The organism is Actinomycetota bacterium, assembly GCA_041658625.1.
Taxonomy (GTDB): Bacteria; Actinomycetota; JAHEXW01; order JAHEXW01; family JAHEXW01; genus JBAZZW01.
In genome coordinates this window covers 475,287-491,583 of record JBAZZW010000002.1, presented here as the reverse complement: position 1 = coordinate 491,583, position 16,297 = coordinate 475,287, and the positions used below count along the sequence as shown (strand labels likewise).

Here is a 16,297-nt window from a genome sequence, read left to right as displayed (position 1 = left end):
AACGATTGAATAACCAAACCCCTCGGGGACCCTGGTACGAAAAAATTAGAAAAGCCTTGACTGCCAGCCGGGAAACCGTTGCTGCGCCCCTCAACAGACTTACCGGACGCGGCTCTCTGGACGATGACGCCTGGGACGAGCTGGAAGAAATCCTTATCGCGGCCGACATGGGCATAGAAGCGGCGACCGACATAGTCGACGCGGCGAAAAAGGAGTCACGCCGCCGCGGCGTATCCTCGGCCGAAGAGGTAAAGGAAATAATCAGGACCAAGATCGCCTCGATGGCGGGAGGCTCAGAGTCGGCTGCCCCTGTCTTGGAGTCGGCCGGAACCCTTAAAGTTTTACTTCTTATCGGAGTGAACGGGACGGGTAAAACAACAACGGCCGGAAAAATTGCCGCTCGCGTCGGACGATCGGGAGGCAAAGCCGTCATCGCCGCCTCCGACACCTTTCGTGCCGCGGCTATAGAACAGATAACCGAATGGGCGGAGAAAAGCGGGGCCGATGTCGTCAAACATAAGCGCGGCGGTGACAGCGCCGCGGTTGCTTTCGACGCGGCTAAAGCGGCCGTATCCAGAGGCGCGGATTTTCTGATAGTGGATACGGCCGGCCGTTTGCACACCAAGGCGCCCCTGATGGACGAGTTGAAAAAGGTGAAGAACGCGATTCTGAAGGAAGCGCCGGCTGCCGATATCATAACGCTCCTGGTAATCGACGCCACCACCGGCCAGAACGGACTTAGCCAGGCCAAAGCCTTCCAGCGGGACATCGGCGTCGACGGCGTCATCCTCACAAAATTAGACGGAACGGCCAAGGGCGGCATAGTCTTGGCGATAACCGGCCAGTTGGGTGTCCCGGTAGTCTTAGCGGGGACCGGGGAGGGGAGCGAAGATCTGGCTGATTTTGACGCTCAAGCATTCGCCGACGGTCTAGTTACTTGACACCCGACCTCTTATTTCTCTACAATTAAGCAGTTGAAGGCCCACGGGAACAGGAATTCAGCGCGGGTCTTATTATTTTGCCGTAAAACGGGAGCATAAAAGTGTTTGAGACATTGTCAGGGCGGTTCGGAGACATCGTCAGAAAAATCTCAGGCCGCGGACGAATCGATGAGAAAGCGATAGACGAGACCGGCCGGGAAATACGATTGGCGCTCCTGGAAGCCGACGTAAATTACAAGGTTGTCAAGGATTTTATCGCCGGCATCAAAGACAAAGCGCTCGGCGAGGCGGTTATGAAAAGCCTGACGCCAGGGCAGCAGGTCGTGAAGATTGTACACGACGAGTTGGCTTCGATTATGGGCGGGGCGGCCGCGGAGCTAAAGATAGGCGGGCCGAAACCGGACAAAATCATGCTGGCCGGCTTGCAGGGTTCCGGAAAAACCACGGCGGCGGCCAAGCTGGCGCTGCGTTATAAGCAAAAAGGACTGACGCCGTTGTTGGTCGCGGCCGATACTTACCGGCCGGCGGCCCAGGATCAGCTAAAGGCGTTGGGCTCGGAACTTGACATAGAGGTTTATGTCGGTGAGAAAGGGCAGACACCGCTGGAGATCGCGGCCGGCGCCGACAAGCACGCGGCCGGATCGCGTTACGATCTGCTAATACTTGATACGGCCGGGCGTTTGCATATCGATGAGATCCTGATGGCTGAGCTGAAAGACATTAATAAGAAGGTCGAACCTCGGCATATTCTGTTCGTCGCCGATTCCATGATCGGACAGGACGCGGTTAACCAGGCTTTAGCGTTCAACGAGGCGGTCGATTTCGAAGGCGTTATACTGACCAAGCTGGACGGGGACGCGAGAGGCGGCGCCGCTCTGTCAATTAGGCAGGTTACCGGTAAGCCGGTCATGTTCGTGTCGACCGGGGAGAAATCGAAGGATTTCGACGTATTTTATCCGGACCGGATGGCGTCGAGAATTCTCGGCATGGGTGATGTCATGTCCCTGGTTGAGAAAGCTGAAGAAGCGGTCAACAGGGAAGACGCGGCCAAGACGGCGCAGAAGCTTTTAAACGAGCAATTCACCTTGGACGACTTTCTTGAGGAACTCGACCGGATCAGCGCGATGGGCGGGCTCAATGATATGATGGAAATGCTGCCCAAGAACCTTTTGCCCAAGGATATGCGAGGTTTGTCCGTTGACGAAAACGGCCTCAAAAGGACCAAAGCCGTTATCCAGTCCATGACAGCGGAGGAGCGAGCTAATCCGAAAATCATCAATGGGAGCCGCCGGTCCAGGATCGCGGGCGGCAGTGGTGCGCGTGTATCGGATATAAACGCACTTTTAAAGCAGTTTGATATGATGAAGAAGTTGATGAAATCCATGAAAGGCGGAAAAGCGGGACGGCGTGGCAAACCCGGTTTCCCCTTAGTTTAAAGATTTTAAAGGAGGTGGAAGAGTTTGGCGGTAAGAATAAGATTGACCAGGACAGGCCGTAAGAAATTACCCAGTTACCGAGTCGTCGTCGCCGATTCGCGCATGCCGCGCGACGGACGTTTTATCGAGGCGATAGGGTTTTATGATCCGAAGACGGACCCGTCGACTATCGACATAGACGCGGACAAGGCCAAATCGTGGCTGGCTAAAGGGGCTCAACCCTCAAACACGGTCAGCAAGTTGCTGGCCATAACAGGCGTTATTGATGCGCCCCCGGCGAAGAAAGCGCGCGCCGGTAAGGCAGCGGCCAAACCCGCCAAGGCGGCGAAACCTGAGGCCGTCGCGGCCGAGGAGCCCGCGTCAACGGAAGCTCAATAAAGAAACCGAAGCGACGGAGGCGGTTTAAATAGAAACGGAAGCAAGACTTAAGGAACTGGTCAGCGTCCTTGTGTCGGCAATAGTCGACGACATGGACGCTGTGGCAATCGAGGAAACAACAGACGGGGACGGACTTGTTTTCATTGTAAGCGTCGCCCCCGATGATATGGGACGGGTTATCGGAAAGAAAGGCCGGATCATATCCGCTTTGCGTACCGTCATCAGAGCGGCCGCGGGCGATACCAGCGTAAATATTGAGATTTCCGAGGCGCCCGAAAGCTAGTGGAACCGACTGACAAGACATATCTCTATGAGGAAATAATCGGGCTTAAAGTAATTACGAGCGACGGCCGCGAGATCGGCCGTGTTTCGGCGATTATGAAGACGGGCGCGAACGACGTCTACTACGTAAAACCTGACGCTAGCGATGACGAGATTTTGATTCCGGCAATCAAGCAAGTCGTCAAGGACATCGATTTGGAAGCGGGCGTTATCACCATTGACCCGATGCCCGGATTGATTTAGATGATTATCGATGTCCTAACGATATTTCCAGGCTATTTCGAGTCCCCGGCAAGGGAAGGAATATTACGAATCGCCGCGGAAAAAGGCCTGGTTAATATCCGGGTTACCGATATACGGGATTTCACCGACGACGTCCATCGTTCCGTTGACGATTGTCCTTACGGCGGTGGCGCGGGCATGGTGATGACGCCGGAGCCGATTTACCGGGCGCTGGCAAACGTCTTGGGGGCGGCGCCCGAAAAAGCGACCGGAGCGCGAATAGTCCTTACGACGCCGCGGGGACGACGTTTTGACCAGGCCATTGCCGATGAGTTAGCCAAAGAGGAAAGGATTGTTTTTATTTGCGGCCATTACGAAGGCGTCGACGAAAGGATCCACGCTTTAGCCTCTGACGAGCTGTCAGCCGGTGATTATGTCTTAAGCGGCGGGGAACCGGCCGTGCTGGCTTTTGTCGACAGTATTGTCAGGTTGTTACCAGGGGTGTTGGGCAGCGACCTGTCGCTGGACGAGGAATCATTTGCCGGCGGTTTGCTGGAATATCCGCAATATACGAGGCCTCGGGAATTTATGGATATCGCCGTTCCGGATGTTCTTTTATCGGGAAATCATGCTAAAATATCCAGATGGCGTCGCGAGCAGGCGATAGCTGTGACGGCTCGCCGCCGGCCGGATCTTTTGACCGTGGCGGACTTGACTGAAGAAGAACAGGCGGAGGCCGCAGGGCTAATGCGCGACACGAAGAAGGGGAGAACCGAGAAATGAACAAGATCCAGGCATTTGAGAATGACTATCTGAGAAAAAAGATTCCGGACTTTAAGTCCGGCGATACGGTACGAGTCCATGTCCGGGTAGTTGAAGGCGACCGCGAGCGGATCCAGGTGTTTCAGGGAACCGTTATTAAACGCCAAGGCAAGGGCTTAAGGGAGACGTTTACGGTCAGGAAAATCAGCTTCGGCGTCGGGACGGAGCGGACCTTCCCTGTCCACAGTCCGATGGTGGCCAAGATCGAGATTAAATCACGCGGGTCCGTCAGGCGGGCCAAGTTATACTACCTTCGCGACCGTGTCGGCAAGAAAGCCCGCATCAAAGAGACATTTGTGGAGGGCGGTATTCCGGCCAGCGCCGACATAGAACATTCGGACGCGGAACGCAAACGGCTTGGTCTTGATGAAACAGCCGCCGTTGAAGTTGCCGAGGGTGAAGAAGAAGCCGTAGGGGCCGCCGAGATCGCCACCGAGGTTGCTGAGGCGCCAGCGGTGGAAGAACCCTCCTCCCCCGAGGCTACGGAGGACAAGCCTGAAGCGGCGCCGGAACACGCGGCTGAAGAAGCACTCGCTGAAGTAAAAGCGGAACCGGCGGTTGAAGAAGCCCCCGCGAAAGAAAAAGCGGAACCCGCGGCTGAAGAAGCGCCCGCCGCTGAAGATGTTCCAGTAGAAAATCCTGAAGATAAACCCGCGGAATAATGCCCGAATCAACGCCGGCTGGTCATAAAGAGCGCAGCGGCTTATCGGTTTTTGTCGAGTTTGTAGTTATTTTCGCGGTGGCGTACCTATTAGCCTACGCCCTGCAGAATTTCCTCTTCGGCAACTTCGAAATAAAACAACATTCTATGGAGCCGACACTCTACGAATTTGATCGCGTTTTTATCAACCGGTTGACCTATAGGGTGTCCGATCCTAAACGGGGAGATATCGTCATTTTGTTGGATCCGATGGGCAGCGAGGACGATTTCGTCAAACGCGTAATCGCTCTGCCGGGGGAAGTCATCTCAATAAGGAACGGCGAGACGTACGTCAATGAGAAAAAGGTCGACGAACCTTACATATCAAGCGATCACAGCGTCGACAATATGGGTCCGCTAAGGGTGCCGCCAGGGAAGTTTTTTGTTATGGGCGACAATAGGCCGGTTAGCTCGGACAGCCGGCGGTTCGGGCCGATACCTAAGGAAAATATACTGGGAAAGGTTTTTGTCGTTTGGTGGCCGCTGGCCCACTCTCGTGTGTTGTAGTGACTCGATATCTGCCGATTATGAAACTGAACTGCGGGCTCGCGGCTTTCGTATAATTGCGGGAGCCGACGAAGCGGGGCGAGGATCCCTGGCCGGACCCCTGGTCGCCGCGGCCGTTATTCTCCACCTGAAAAGCAAGCCGGACGGTTTGCGTGACTCCAAAAAACTAACTGAAAAAAAGCGCTCTGGCCTTTATGAAAGCATAACGGCCGGTTGCCTTGCCTGGAGCGTTGGCGTCGTCGAACCGGCCGACATTGACCGGCTGGGAATCCAAGCCGCCAACATGCTCGCTTTGGAATCGGCCGTCTTATCCCTAAGCAGTAAACCTGATTACGTAGCCGCCGACTGGTATAAGAACGACGCTTTCCAGCTGCCGTGGGAAGGAGTCCGCGACGGGGATTCTACGGTCGCCTCCATCGCGGCCGCTTCGATAATTGCCAAAGTGACAAGGGACAAGTTAATGGTTCAATTAGCTGAAAAGTACCCCGGTTACGGTTTTGAGCGCCACAAGGGTTACGGCTCCGCCGAGCACCTGGCGGCCATAGTGTCGCTGGGCCCCTCGCCGGCACATCGCCTTAGTTACCGGCCATGCTCGGCCCTCAAACTGTTGTGAAACATTTTACAAATGGCCAATAAAGGCGCACAATAATCTTAATGACAGCTTCCTAGCATTAAGGAGGCTGCGTGAAGATCATCGCCAAGGCCACTTTCACCTCGTTCGCAGCGCTTTCCGCCCTGGTCCTTATCGGAGGATTGATATCATATTTCTCCGTAACGTTTCTTTTTAATAACCTTAGGCTTAACGAAGCCGAAAAAAGCATGGAATTCATCAGGGCCGTGATTCGTGAGGACTCTTTAGAGATGAAAGACCGGGCCGTCAAAGCCGGCCTAACCGCCGATCCGGCCGTTTATTTTCCGGGTATCACTTACTGCAATGTTTTTATCTACGGCCGAGCGGATGGCACCATCATTGAAGAATATATCGACCCCTATTACGCGTCGCTGAAACCCCAAATTATTTTGGACGCGTACCTTGCCTCGACTGAGGAAGGACAGGCTGGAACAGGGGCGGACGGGAACTGTGGCGTGCTCGCGGTTAAGGACCGATTAATCGTTTTCGGCGTCGCGCCGGCCCAGCATGATACGTTCCTGATTGTCGGTAAAATCATCGACGCGGAGTACGCGCGAAAGCTCACGAGGATGAACGAATTCGCGGTGACCGTGTCTCCTTACGATTTTGCCGAAGGAACGGTGGCTAAAACCGCTAAAAGCGAACTGGTTAAGGGTAAAGCGATATATGTGGTTCCTGATGGTGGAGAATGGACGGTTGTGTACGGCCTGCTGCGCGGCCAGGAAGGTCGCCCCGTCGCCCTAATCAGAGCGGTCAACAACACGACGATGCTGCCGTACGCCGTTTGGATAATATTCGGCTCAATCAGCCTCATGATGGCGGTCGGGCTGGCTGTGATGATCGCCAACCTTGGCGGGATTAACCTTGGGATTACGCAGCGAATAAAACAAGCCAAAGGCGTTATTGAGAACATTAAAGACAGCTCGGATCTAAGCAAACGAATAAATGTAACCGGCCGTGACGAAATGTCGGACTTAAACGAGAATGTAAATGAAATGCTGGCGCGACTTGAACACGCTTCCAGCCAGGAATTCTTAAGCCAGCAATTGTATACGAAGCTCGCGGAGGCGACGCATAACAGGGTCATCGTTTTCGGCCCGGATATGAAACTCGACTTTATCAACAGTGAGGCGACGGCGGAGTTCGGGGACAACCCCGAAGACGTTTTCGGAACGGACTGGGTTAGTCCGCTGTCGCCGGAGCAACAGTTGAGGGATCGACAGAGGATAAGGAGAGTCATGGAGACGGGCGTCGGCGAACACGCTGAGGAGCAAAGGGAGTTTAGCGGGGATAAGCGCTGGGTAGACACGTGGCTGGTACCCATTAAGGACGAATCGGAAAAAGTCGTAAAAGTCTTGGTTAGTTCGCAGAACATCGCGGAAAGAAAAATCGCGGAAGAAAAAACCGCTCGAGCCCGCGACTTCTATATATACCTTTTCGACCATTTTCCCAATCCCGTTTGGCGGGCGGACGCGGCGGGACGCTGCAACTACGTAAACAAGGCCGCGATAGCCTTTTCGGGAAAGGAAGAAGAGCAATTAATGAACGGCGGATGGGAGAAATCGATTCACCAAGAGGATGTGAAAGGACGGGCTAGACTTCTTGACCAGGCGGCAAAAACCAGAGCTCATACCGAAATCGAATACCGGATGCGCAGATATGACGGGACCTATCGCTGGGTGATCGATTACGTTCAGTCGATTTATAACCTCCGCAATAGATTCGCCGGATTCTACGGAGCAATCGTTGACGTGACTGAGCGGCGCCTTAAGGCTGAAGAACTTGCCTATATGGCGACGCACGACGTGCTGACAGATACAGTCAACCGCCGGCGCTTCGATGAAGAGATCGAGAACGCGGTGGCTAAAGCAAAACGCGGGGAACCGAGCGCTCTGTTGTTTATCGACTTAGACGATTTTAAAAGCATAAACGATAGATTCGGACACCACGAGGGCGATAAAGCCCTGGCGGCCGTGGCCGCAACCGCGCGCCGAATGTTGCGGAAAGAAGATCTGCTGGCCAGGCTGGGGGGAGACGAGTTTGCCGTTATCCTGGAAGGGCAAAACCTTGAGGCTGCTATGATCACAGCGACGCGTTTAGTGGCCAATGTAAAAAAGAAAGTCAAAGTCAGCGATGGCGGCCCCCTTACTGTAAGCATAGGTTTAACAGACATACATCAGAAAACCGCGGCCGGCAAAGCGATGGCAGAAGCGGACGCGGCCATGTACGAGGCAAAAAGGCGCGGCGGCGACCGGGTTCTCGTATTCGAACCGGGCTTCTTAGACTATAATTACTAGCATGGAATATCTGATTGCCGTGCTTTTGGTAATTCTAATACTGGTCGTCGGGCTCGTTGTCGTGGAGACGCAGCGGCAGAACGCCAGGCTGAGATCGGACATAGACTCGCGTTTGGATTCGGCCAATTCAACAATCATGAATGTTCAGGAGAGGCTGGGCGAGCTTTCGGAATCCGGCCGGCGGATGCGGGAGATAGGCGAAAACATCGCCAGCCTGCAGGATATTCTTAAACCGCCGAAAGCCCGGGGCGTTATGGGCGAGGTAATGCTGAGGGAGCTTTTGCAGCAGATGCTGCCGTCGAATTTCGCGGTCCAGCACACATTCTCGTCCGGTGAGCGGGTTGACGCTGTGATTAAGCTGGGTGACCGCCTGGTACCGGTCGACGCGAAGTTCCCCTTGGACAGTTTTCAAAGAATGATCGACGCCGGGAACGATGACGAGCGCGCGAAGCATAAGAAGCAATTCGCCAGGGATCTCTCGCGCCACGCGGACGACATAGCGACGAAATATATTCTGCCCGACGAAGCCACCTACGACTTTGCGCTTATGTATCTGCCATCGGAGAGAATCTACTATGAGGTTATCGCAACCGACTACGAAGGTGTTAATCCGGCCGATTATGCAGTCGCCAGGAAGGTAATCCCGGTTTCGCCTCGAACAATGTTCGCATATCTGCAGACGATTATGCTAGGTTTACGGGGGATGAGCGTCGAGGAAAAGGCGGCTGAGATAATAGAGCTTATCAGCCGGCTCAGGGGAGACATGGACCGCTTTACGGGAGATTTTGAAACAGTCGGAACCCATCTTACCAACGCTCATAACAAATACGATGAAGCGGCCAAGAGACTGTCCAAATTGAGCGGCAAGCTCGATGTCGTCGAGACGTTAAAGAAGGACTAAGAGTTAAGGAGGAGCAATGCCGGATCAACACAGCGAACCGAAAAGCGGTATCGAGCAGGAATATTACGAAGCGACGAGGGACCCTTTAACCAGCTATGTAAACCGGCAAGTATTAATGGACGCGCTTACCAGAGCTATCAGCCGAGCCAGGCGCGGCAAACGTACGGCGTTGATGGTAATCGACATAGATAACTTCAAACTGGTGAACGACACTTTCGGTGAGGAAACCGGGGATCGCGTTTTAAAGGACATTACAGGAGTGCTTAAGACTTGGTTGAGGGATGAGGACATGTTGGCCCGCTTAGGCAGCGATGAATTCGCGGCGCTGCTGGAGGGCGAAGGACCCGACGGCGCGGAGGTCGCGGCGGAACGCATGAGAGCGGCGGTTAACGGTTATCAAGAGACAGACTGGAACTTCAGCCTAAGCTTGAGCATTGGCGTTGTCGCGGTGGCAGGTTCGGCCGACGCGGAAACTGTCCTTCGATGGGGCGATACAGCCATGTACGAGGCGAAACAGTCCGGAGGAGATCGGGTAGTAAGGCACAAACCGCCGACGGTTTAGATACCGTACATAAGCGCCTATTATGATAAAATGAGGCCATGGCCAGCAGGAAAAGGAGGCTTTTCATGAAGACAGGGGCTAAAGTAGGAATAGCGATCGCGGTTATCCTCGTTCTTTTATTATGTTGCTGCGCCGGTAGCGCCGGCGGATGGTTCTTTATCCTGGGACCGGGAGCCTGGCAAACGGCCCAGGCTAACACACTTGTCGACACGGCTAACAAGAATTTCAAGAATGTCGAAGCCTCGTCAGCGGAAATAGAGACGGAACTTGAGAAACTGGGAGCGAACAAGGAAGATTTTTCAGATCCTTCCGCTGTAGCCGCCATGCAAGATCAAATCGTGAAGTCGGAAAGCAAAGCCCAGGAGATGATCGACGAACTGGCTGAAGCCGACAAAAAGTTGGCTGACGCCAAGAAGTTGAACCTCCCCGCGTGGTATCAGGACTATCTTGAGCTTCTTATTAAAAGAGACGCGGCGGCGGCGGCGGCATTGGACGCCTTAATTAACGGCCTGACAGAAACAAGAAAGCTGATCGGCTCGACAACTCTTGTAATTGACGCGGTCAATAGACAGGCAGCCGCCATAGGGGCTGCCGACGCGGCTGTCACCGCTGGCATCGCCGGGGATTACGCGGGCGCTCAAGCCCAATTGGCGGCAGCCGACGGCTCGCTGATTGCCGCCGAAGCGGCTCTGAAAAAGGCTAACGAGGACCTTAAGTCGCAAGACATCGACGATCTTATAAGCCTCAATCAAGATTACCGGGAACTGCTGGTGATTCTGAGTAAATTAATAACGGCCATACAGGCCGGAGATATCGGAACAGCCACGAAACTTATAACGGAATTGGAAGCTAAGTATGCCGAACTGGAAGCTCAGTCTAGCACGGTGGGAGCGGACAGCGACTTTGCCGCCTGGATAGAATCGGTCGCTACGAAATACCTCGACACGGCCGAGGCTAAGATGAAAGAAGCGACAAGCTTGGACAGCCAAGCCGCGAATATGTATAAAAAGAACGCGGCCTAAAGACCTCGGCGGACATCAAGCACTTAAGACAAGGAGCAAAAGAAGATGGACGATAAGGTACTTGTCGCTTACGCGACTCGGCATGGAAATACTGCCGAGGCCGCCGAACACATCGCAGAGTTTGTCCGGGGCAAAGGGCTGGAAGTCGAGGTTAAACCTGCCGCTGCGGTTGACAGCCTGGAAGGTTATAAAGCTGTCATCCTGGGTACACCCGTTAAAGGGGACAAGCCGATGCCGGACGCGGTCGCGTTCGCGCAACGCTTCCGGACCGAACTGGACACTTTGCCGACAGCGATATTCGGTTTGAGCATGATGCTGACCGAACCGACCGAAGAAAACAAAAAAAGCGTTATCTCGATATTGAATCAGCTTCGGTATGAGATGAGGCCGATCGGCATGGGCGCTTTCGGCGGCGTCCGCGAAGTAAAGAACTTGCCTTTCGTTCTGAAATGGACTGCCAAGAGGTCTAAGATACCGATGGGGGATTTCCGCGACTGGGAGGCAATGAAAGAGTGGGCCGAACAGATGGCGGTGCTCATTAAGGAAAACCGCCGGTATTAATCCAGCACTGACATAAACCATTTGAGCTATTTGGCGATTTCCAACCTTGGTACGGTATGGTGCGTCCGTTTCCAGGAATTAAGCGAAGCCCGGAAGACCGCCCGCTCCCCGAATTTCTCCCTGACCGCGTCGACGGCCAGCGTCAGGTCGCGGTTTTTGTGGTCGATAAGGTCAAAAATGGACAACTGGACGCCATCCTTCACGTTGATCAGTCTGGTTACCGCGACTCCGATCATGGTCGGGGGATAGCGGTCGATAATCTCACTTTCGCGGGCGAGCAGCGCCGCCGCGACGGGAAAGATGTCTTTGGCTTCCTGGGTGTAGTAGGCGGTTGTTTTGGAGCGGGAGAGGGAGAACATCCTGGCCAGCGATAGCCTCAAGTGCACGGCACGGCCGTAGTAGCCTTCTTTGCGCATCCGCCGGGCTACGCCCTCGGTCAGCCCCAGCAGAAGTCTCTTTAGTTCGCGCCGGTCGGACAATCCGTTCCCCAGCGCGTGGCTGTGCCCGAACGATTTGACCAGGGTTTCCGTTTGGCGTTGCGCGACAGGGGAACCGTCAAGGCCGAGCGCCGCGTTGTGCAGTGCTGCTCCGACAACGCCGAATTTGGCCGTTAGGTATTCCACGGGAATCTGGGCCAGGTCGCCGATGGTTTTGACGCCTATTGCGTCGAAATGGCGCTGCATCCGGCGCCCGACGCCGACTATATCGCCGACGGGCAGGGGGGCCAGCACGTCAGGCAGATCGGCGGGGGAGATAATGGTGAAGCCGTCGGGCTTGTTAAACTCCGAGGCCATCTTGGCCACCAGCTTGTTCGGTCCCACGCCGACGGAAGCGGTGAGGTTTAGCTCGTCCTTGATGGACCGCTTTATCTCCAAGGCGATACCGGCCGCCCCGCCGAAGCGGCGTTTAGTTTCGGCCGCGTCGATAAAAAGTTCGTCGACCGAATAAACCTCGACGACGTCGGAATAACGGCGGCAGATGTCCTTTATCTGCCTGGTGGTGTGGAGATACTTATCGTAGTTGCCGGGGATGTAGATTCCGTTTTTAACGAGCTTTTTAGCCTCCAGGACGGATAAACCGGCCCTGACGCCGAAGACCCGGGCCTCGTATGAGGCGGCCGAGACGACGCCTTTCAGTGAGCCGGGGTCGTCCGTGTGGCAGACGATAAGGGGTTTTCCACGGTAAAAGGGCACGTCGCGCTGCTCCACGGAGGCGAAGAAAGCGTCCATGTCCAGATGGATTATGTCGGCATTTTCCCGAACCGGCGGACGGTCGGTGTCCGCGCTAGCCCGGGGCATGAACCCGGTCAAGACGCCACTCCATGCTCTCTATATCCAGGCGAATCTCAAACACGTCGTCATTGCCGCAGCCGACTGCGTAGTGAAGCTGGCGGGAGCGGCCGAGGCGGCTGTCGTAGGCGCCGAAAATGTCCTTGACGGCATAGACCCTCCGGCGCCACACGAACGCTTCCGGCTTCAGCCGGCCGGCTGAAAAGATGGCTTTGACCTTTATTGTTTCTTTAATGTTTTCAATCATGACGCACCTATAAGGCGAACAAGCGTTCGTATTGGAAGATTAGTGTAGCACGGAAGGGGAGAGGGCGCAAGAAGTAAACCTAACCCCTCAAAATCTCGCTCATGATCATGGCGTTGGTGACGGCGTAGTCGCGAAAGCAATTGTTGAACATAACAAAGGTCTGGCTGGTTTTCTTAGCGAGCGGGCGGATGAGCTTGGCTATGTCGAAGAGTTCGTCTTGCGTGTATTTATAGGCGAACCGTTCGGCGGCGGAGACGCCTTTCTTGAACCAGGCGTCCTTGTTCCGGCCGTGCAGTCTGACATAGGCAAGATCCGTCGTCGCCCGGAAAACCGGGGGCACAGTGACCGGCCGGTCGAACTGCGGCTCGTCGACCGAGACGTAGGCAAGGCCTTCACGTTCCAGAAACTCGAATGTTTTGGCGGCGTTGGCGTCGTCCAGCCAGCTAGGATGGCGGAATTCAACAGCCAGCCGGTAATCCGGCAACTCCTGGCGGCAGCGGTTGATATAGGCCAGGTTGTCGCTGCAAAAAGAGAACCACGGCGGAAACTGGAATAAAAGAACCCCTAGTTTCCCCGCGGCTTGAGCGGGCCGCATCGCGCCGCCGAACATCCGAAAAGCAAGCCTCAAAGCGTCGTCCGGCGTGTCGCGCCAGAAGAGCCTGGGTTGTCCGGTAAGTCCCGAAGGCAAAAGCTCGCGCATGGCTTTGGGCAAAGCCCGCGTCTCTACGGAGTGGCCGGTTAACAGTCCGTAGGCCTTGTAATGGAGAACAAAGTCGTCAGGCACACGAGCTGTCTGCAGACCGACAACCGCTTCCGAGGGAAGGGCATAATAAGAGGAATCTACTTCAACGGTCGAAAAAACGCCGGCGTAATACCTCAGGCGCTCCTCGGCCGTCATGTTTCTTGACGGGTAGAACGAGGATTCCTTGATCAAGGTCGGTTCGGTCCAGGAACAAGTCCCCGTAGATATTCGCTTCATATCTGAATAGTAAACTATAATTAACATGCGATACAGCGCGAGAGGAGGAACAGTGGATACCGACTACCGGTTAATAGCCGAATCAGCGGAAGATAGCATATTCACCGTTAACCGCGACCTCATCGTAACCTACGTAAACGCGCACGGAGCCGGGATGCTGGGCGGCAGTCCGGAGATGGTGGTCGGCCAGAACCTCAAAGACCTATTCCCGCCGGCTTCGATCAAGAAACAAGCGCCTCACATAGAAAGGGTATTCGAAACAGGCAAGCCTTCATATGCCGAGAACCAGTATACGTTTGGCGACCGGGAAATCTGGCTTGGCACGCGGCTGATACCCATTAGAAGTAAAAAGGGCACCGTCGAAGCGGTCATGGGTTTCTCTCGGGATATTACGGGGACCAAAGCGGCTGAAAAGGACTTAAAAGAAAACGAACGGAAACTTCAGCAGCGTTTAAAGTATGCGGCCGCGCTAAATGAACTTGGCGGCCTTTTGATAGGCCCCGAAAACCTGGACGATCTGCTTGGAAAGATGACCGAAGGGATCGGGCGGGCCTTGGACGTCGACAGGGCTTTAATCTATCACATTGATTTTAAGAAAGAAACGATTAACGGACTCGCGGAATGGATTAACAGCGAGGCGCCCAAGATAGGCACGGCCAAAGGGCAGTACGCGGTGGACGAGTTTCTCGGCGGCGCGCTTGAACCCTGGCGGACCAAGGAGCCATTTATAAGCCATTTTGACAGGGTCAATCCAGCTTTGGTCAAGGACGGGTCATCTGAGGTTTTGCACGGTCAGATCGGCATAAAGAGCCTACTCTGCTATCCGTTCAATTTTCAGAAACACGGCTTATATGCTCTGACGCTATATTGTGCTAGAAGCCGATGTGATTGGTCGGACGACGAGATCAAAATGGCCGCGACCATTACCAGACAACTGACCGCGGCGCTGCAAAAAATCGAGCTCACCAAGGAGAAAAAAGCGGCCGATGAAGAGGTACGGTCAAGTTTAAAGAGACTTGAGAAAACGCTGGAAGAAACCATTGAAGCCCTGGCGGCGACAGCGGAGAAGAAGGATCCGACAACGGCCGGCCATCAGCAGCGTGTAGTAAAACTGGCGCTGGCGATAGCAAAGGAATTGAATCTGAGCAAGGAGAAGACGGAAGGCGTCAGGATAGCCGGCACCGTCCACGACATTGGCAAGATTTACATTCCTGTGGAAATCTTAAGTAAACCGGGAACCCTCAACGACCTGGAGTTCGGCATGGTCCAGACACACTCTCAATTCGGCTTCGACATCCTCAAGACCGTAGATTTCCCCTGGCCGATCGCCAAAATCGTCATTCAACATCACGAGAGGCTCGATGGCAGCGGCTACCCGTTGGGACTGAAAGGCGACGAGATATGCCAGGAGGCAAGGATACTGGCTGTCGCCGATGTCGTCGAGGCGATGTTGAGCCACCGTCCATACCGGGCGCGTCTCGAGCGGAAAGATGTGCTGGAAGAGCTCGAGAAGGGCAGGGGTGTTCTTTATGACGAGGATGTCGCGGCGGCCTGCATAAAACTTCTTAAGTCAAAAACCTTCGTTTTAGATTAAACTATAGAAATCCTTTCAATCTCGAATGCAAACGTCGGGCGGTAGCGCAGCTTGGTTAGCGCACCGGACTGGGGGTCCGGAGGCCGCGGGTTCGAATCCCGCCCGCCCGACCAGTTCAGAGGGTATAAGAATGAAAAGGGAAGCGCGAAATAAGCGAATCTTCCCGCAAAAATTAGGGGCTAGAATGGCAAAGTGACCGTACCCCGTTTTTGTACCACTCAGAACTAGAGTTCTTCCATCAATTGACCTTCATGCCAAAGCCGGTCCAGTCAAAATCCGAAATCAATTGCTTACACCGATTCTCCGATTAACCGGAGAATCGGTGTAAGCCGAATGGCCCTTGCTAAAGAGCAAAGCGCTCTGGAAACAGATTTCTAAGTCGAAGACTTTTTAGAGGATGCACGCACAATATTAGCCAGGATTTGAGCTGGCCAGAAGTATTGGGGATATTTATTGAGTAGACTTGTATGTGATTCATTGATTGCTTTTGGATTGAAAATCAAAGACTCGCCGATTGGATTATTCTCAGCAAGCGAGTGCGTTTGTCTGGGCCTTAAGCCGGTATGTTCTAAAGAAAGCCTTATGCGCGAGATAGTATCATTCGAAACCGCTAGACTGTTTGATATTTCTGCATAAGTGGCTCCCCCACAAAGCATTCTGCGTACCTCAAGTCTTATGGCGACCATACGAAGCTCCTGTGGAGTTAGAAGCCTGCATAGCAGTTCGGCGACTTGGCCAGGAGTGTCAGCAAGACAGATTTCTTCGCATAGAAGAATATAGAGTTCAAGGATTCTATCGTCTGAAAGTAAAGCGTGGTTGTTTGTATTCGCCATTATTTAACAATATTGCACATTATAATCTTATTAACAATCGATAATTGCCAAATATTAAGATTCTGATTCTCCGATTAATCGGAGAATCAGATA

Annotated in this window: 18 protein-coding genes, 1 tRNA gene and 1 pseudogene; 16 read left to right on the top strand and 4 right to left on the bottom strand. The window is 54.1% G+C overall.

Annotated elements, in window-relative coordinates; translation table 11 throughout:
* Positions 1-5: 5 nt before the first annotated feature.
* The 14 genes and pseudogenes from ftsY (at position 6) to WC891_07350 (ending at position 11,262) form a co-directional block, all read left to right on the top strand.
* Positions 6-941 (top strand): signal recognition particle-docking protein FtsY, encoded by a 936-nt coding sequence (gene ftsY / locus WC891_07415; GenBank protein MFA5867770.1) that lies wholly within the window; start codon positions 6-8, stop codon positions 939-941.
* Positions 942-1,036: 95 nt separating this feature from the next.
* The gene (ffh, locus tag WC891_07410; protein MFA5867769.1) at positions 1,037-2,377 is read left to right on the top strand and encodes a signal recognition particle protein; all 1,341 of its coding nucleotides are present in this window, start codon (positions 1,037-1,039) and stop codon (positions 2,375-2,377) included.
* 24 nt (positions 2,378-2,401) lie between these two features.
* Positions 2,402-2,755: a 30S ribosomal protein S16 gene (gene rpsP / locus WC891_07405; GenBank protein ID MFA5867768.1), complete on the top strand. Its 354-nt coding sequence runs from the start codon at positions 2,402-2,404 to the stop codon at positions 2,753-2,755.
* Positions 2,756-2,783: 28 nt separating this feature from the next.
* Positions 2,784-3,038, top strand: a complete 255-nt coding sequence (locus WC891_07400) for a KH domain-containing protein (GenBank protein MFA5867767.1) — start codon at positions 2,784-2,786, stop codon at positions 3,036-3,038.
* Entirely contained in the window at positions 3,038-3,280 is a 243-nt protein-coding gene (gene rimM / locus WC891_07395; protein MFA5867766.1) for a ribosome maturation factor RimM, read from the top strand. The genes WC891_07400 and rimM overlap by 1 nt, the downstream gene beginning before the upstream one ends.
* The gene (gene trmD, locus WC891_07390) at positions 3,281-4,042 is read left to right on the top strand and encodes a tRNA (guanosine(37)-N1)-methyltransferase TrmD (protein ID MFA5867765.1); all 762 of its coding nucleotides are present in this window, start codon (positions 3,281-3,283) and stop codon (positions 4,040-4,042) included.
* Positions 4,039-4,371 (top strand): annotated as a pseudogene (rplS, locus tag WC891_07385) (50S ribosomal protein L19). Before trmD ends, rplS begins: the two are co-directional and overlap by 4 nt.
* 371 nt (positions 4,372-4,742) lie before the next feature.
* The gene (gene lepB, locus WC891_07380) at positions 4,743-5,288 is read left to right on the top strand and encodes a signal peptidase I (protein MFA5867764.1); all 546 of its coding nucleotides are present in this window, start codon (positions 4,743-4,745) and stop codon (positions 5,286-5,288) included.
* Complete coding sequence (locus WC891_07375; GenBank protein ID MFA5867763.1) at positions 5,278-5,901, top strand: ribonuclease HII; 624 nt, start codon at positions 5,278-5,280, stop codon at positions 5,899-5,901. The genes lepB and WC891_07375 overlap by 11 nt, the downstream gene beginning before the upstream one ends.
* 71 nt (positions 5,902-5,972) lie before the next feature.
* Entirely contained in the window at positions 5,973-8,216 is a 2,244-nt protein-coding gene (locus WC891_07370; protein ID MFA5867762.1) for a diguanylate cyclase, read from the top strand.
* Position 8,217: 1 nt separating this feature from the next.
* A complete protein-coding gene (locus WC891_07365; GenBank protein ID MFA5867761.1) occupies positions 8,218-9,117 on the top strand; it encodes a DNA recombination protein RmuC in 900 nt (299 codons plus the stop codon).
* Between the two features lie 16 nt (positions 9,118-9,133).
* The gene (locus WC891_07360; protein ID MFA5867760.1) at positions 9,134-9,679 is read left to right on the top strand and encodes a GGDEF domain-containing protein; all 546 of its coding nucleotides are present in this window, start codon (positions 9,134-9,136) and stop codon (positions 9,677-9,679) included.
* 65 nt (positions 9,680-9,744) lie between these two features.
* Positions 9,745-10,701 (top strand): hypothetical protein, encoded by a 957-nt coding sequence (locus tag WC891_07355; protein ID MFA5867759.1) that lies wholly within the window; start codon positions 9,745-9,747, stop codon positions 10,699-10,701.
* Positions 10,702-10,746: 45 nt separating this feature from the next.
* A complete protein-coding gene (locus tag WC891_07350; protein MFA5867758.1) occupies positions 10,747-11,262 on the top strand; it encodes a flavodoxin domain-containing protein in 516 nt (171 codons plus the stop codon).
* 26 nt (positions 11,263-11,288) lie between these two features.
* Here WC891_07350 and dinB read toward each other — a convergent pair whose 3' ends face one another.
* The 3 genes from dinB to WC891_07335 all read right to left on the bottom strand — a co-directional run bounded on the left by dinB (position 11,289) and on the right by WC891_07335 (position 13,777).
* Positions 11,289-12,560, bottom strand: coding sequence for a DNA polymerase IV (dinB, locus tag WC891_07345; GenBank protein ID MFA5867757.1), 1,272 nt, complete (start codon positions 12,558-12,560; stop codon positions 11,289-11,291).
* Positions 12,547-12,798 (bottom strand): hypothetical protein, encoded by a 252-nt coding sequence (locus WC891_07340; GenBank protein ID MFA5867756.1) that lies wholly within the window; start codon positions 12,796-12,798, stop codon positions 12,547-12,549. Before WC891_07340 ends, dinB begins: the two co-directional genes overlap by 14 nt.
* 79 nt (positions 12,799-12,877) lie before the next feature.
* Positions 12,878-13,777: a DUF72 domain-containing protein gene (locus WC891_07335; protein MFA5867755.1), complete on the bottom strand. Its 900-nt coding sequence runs from the start codon at positions 13,775-13,777 to the stop codon at positions 12,878-12,880.
* Positions 13,778-13,829: 52 nt separating this feature from the next.
* Between WC891_07335 and WC891_07330 the strand changes: the two genes are divergently transcribed.
* Both WC891_07330 and WC891_07325 read left to right on the top strand, forming a co-directional pair.
* Positions 13,830-15,371 carry an HD domain-containing phosphohydrolase gene (locus tag WC891_07330; GenBank protein ID MFA5867754.1) on the top strand — a complete coding sequence of 514 codons (1,542 nt, stop codon included), beginning with the start codon at positions 13,830-13,832 and terminating at the stop codon, positions 15,369-15,371.
* A gap of 35 nt (positions 15,372-15,406) precedes the next feature.
* A tRNA-Pro gene (locus WC891_07325) sits at positions 15,407-15,484 on the top strand.
* Between the two features lie 261 nt (positions 15,485-15,745).
* Here the strand turns inward: WC891_07325 and WC891_07320 are convergent.
* Entirely contained in the window at positions 15,746-16,204 is a 459-nt protein-coding gene (locus WC891_07320; GenBank protein MFA5867753.1) for a Trp family transcriptional regulator, read from the bottom strand.
* Between the last annotated feature and the right edge of the window lie 93 nt (positions 16,205-16,297).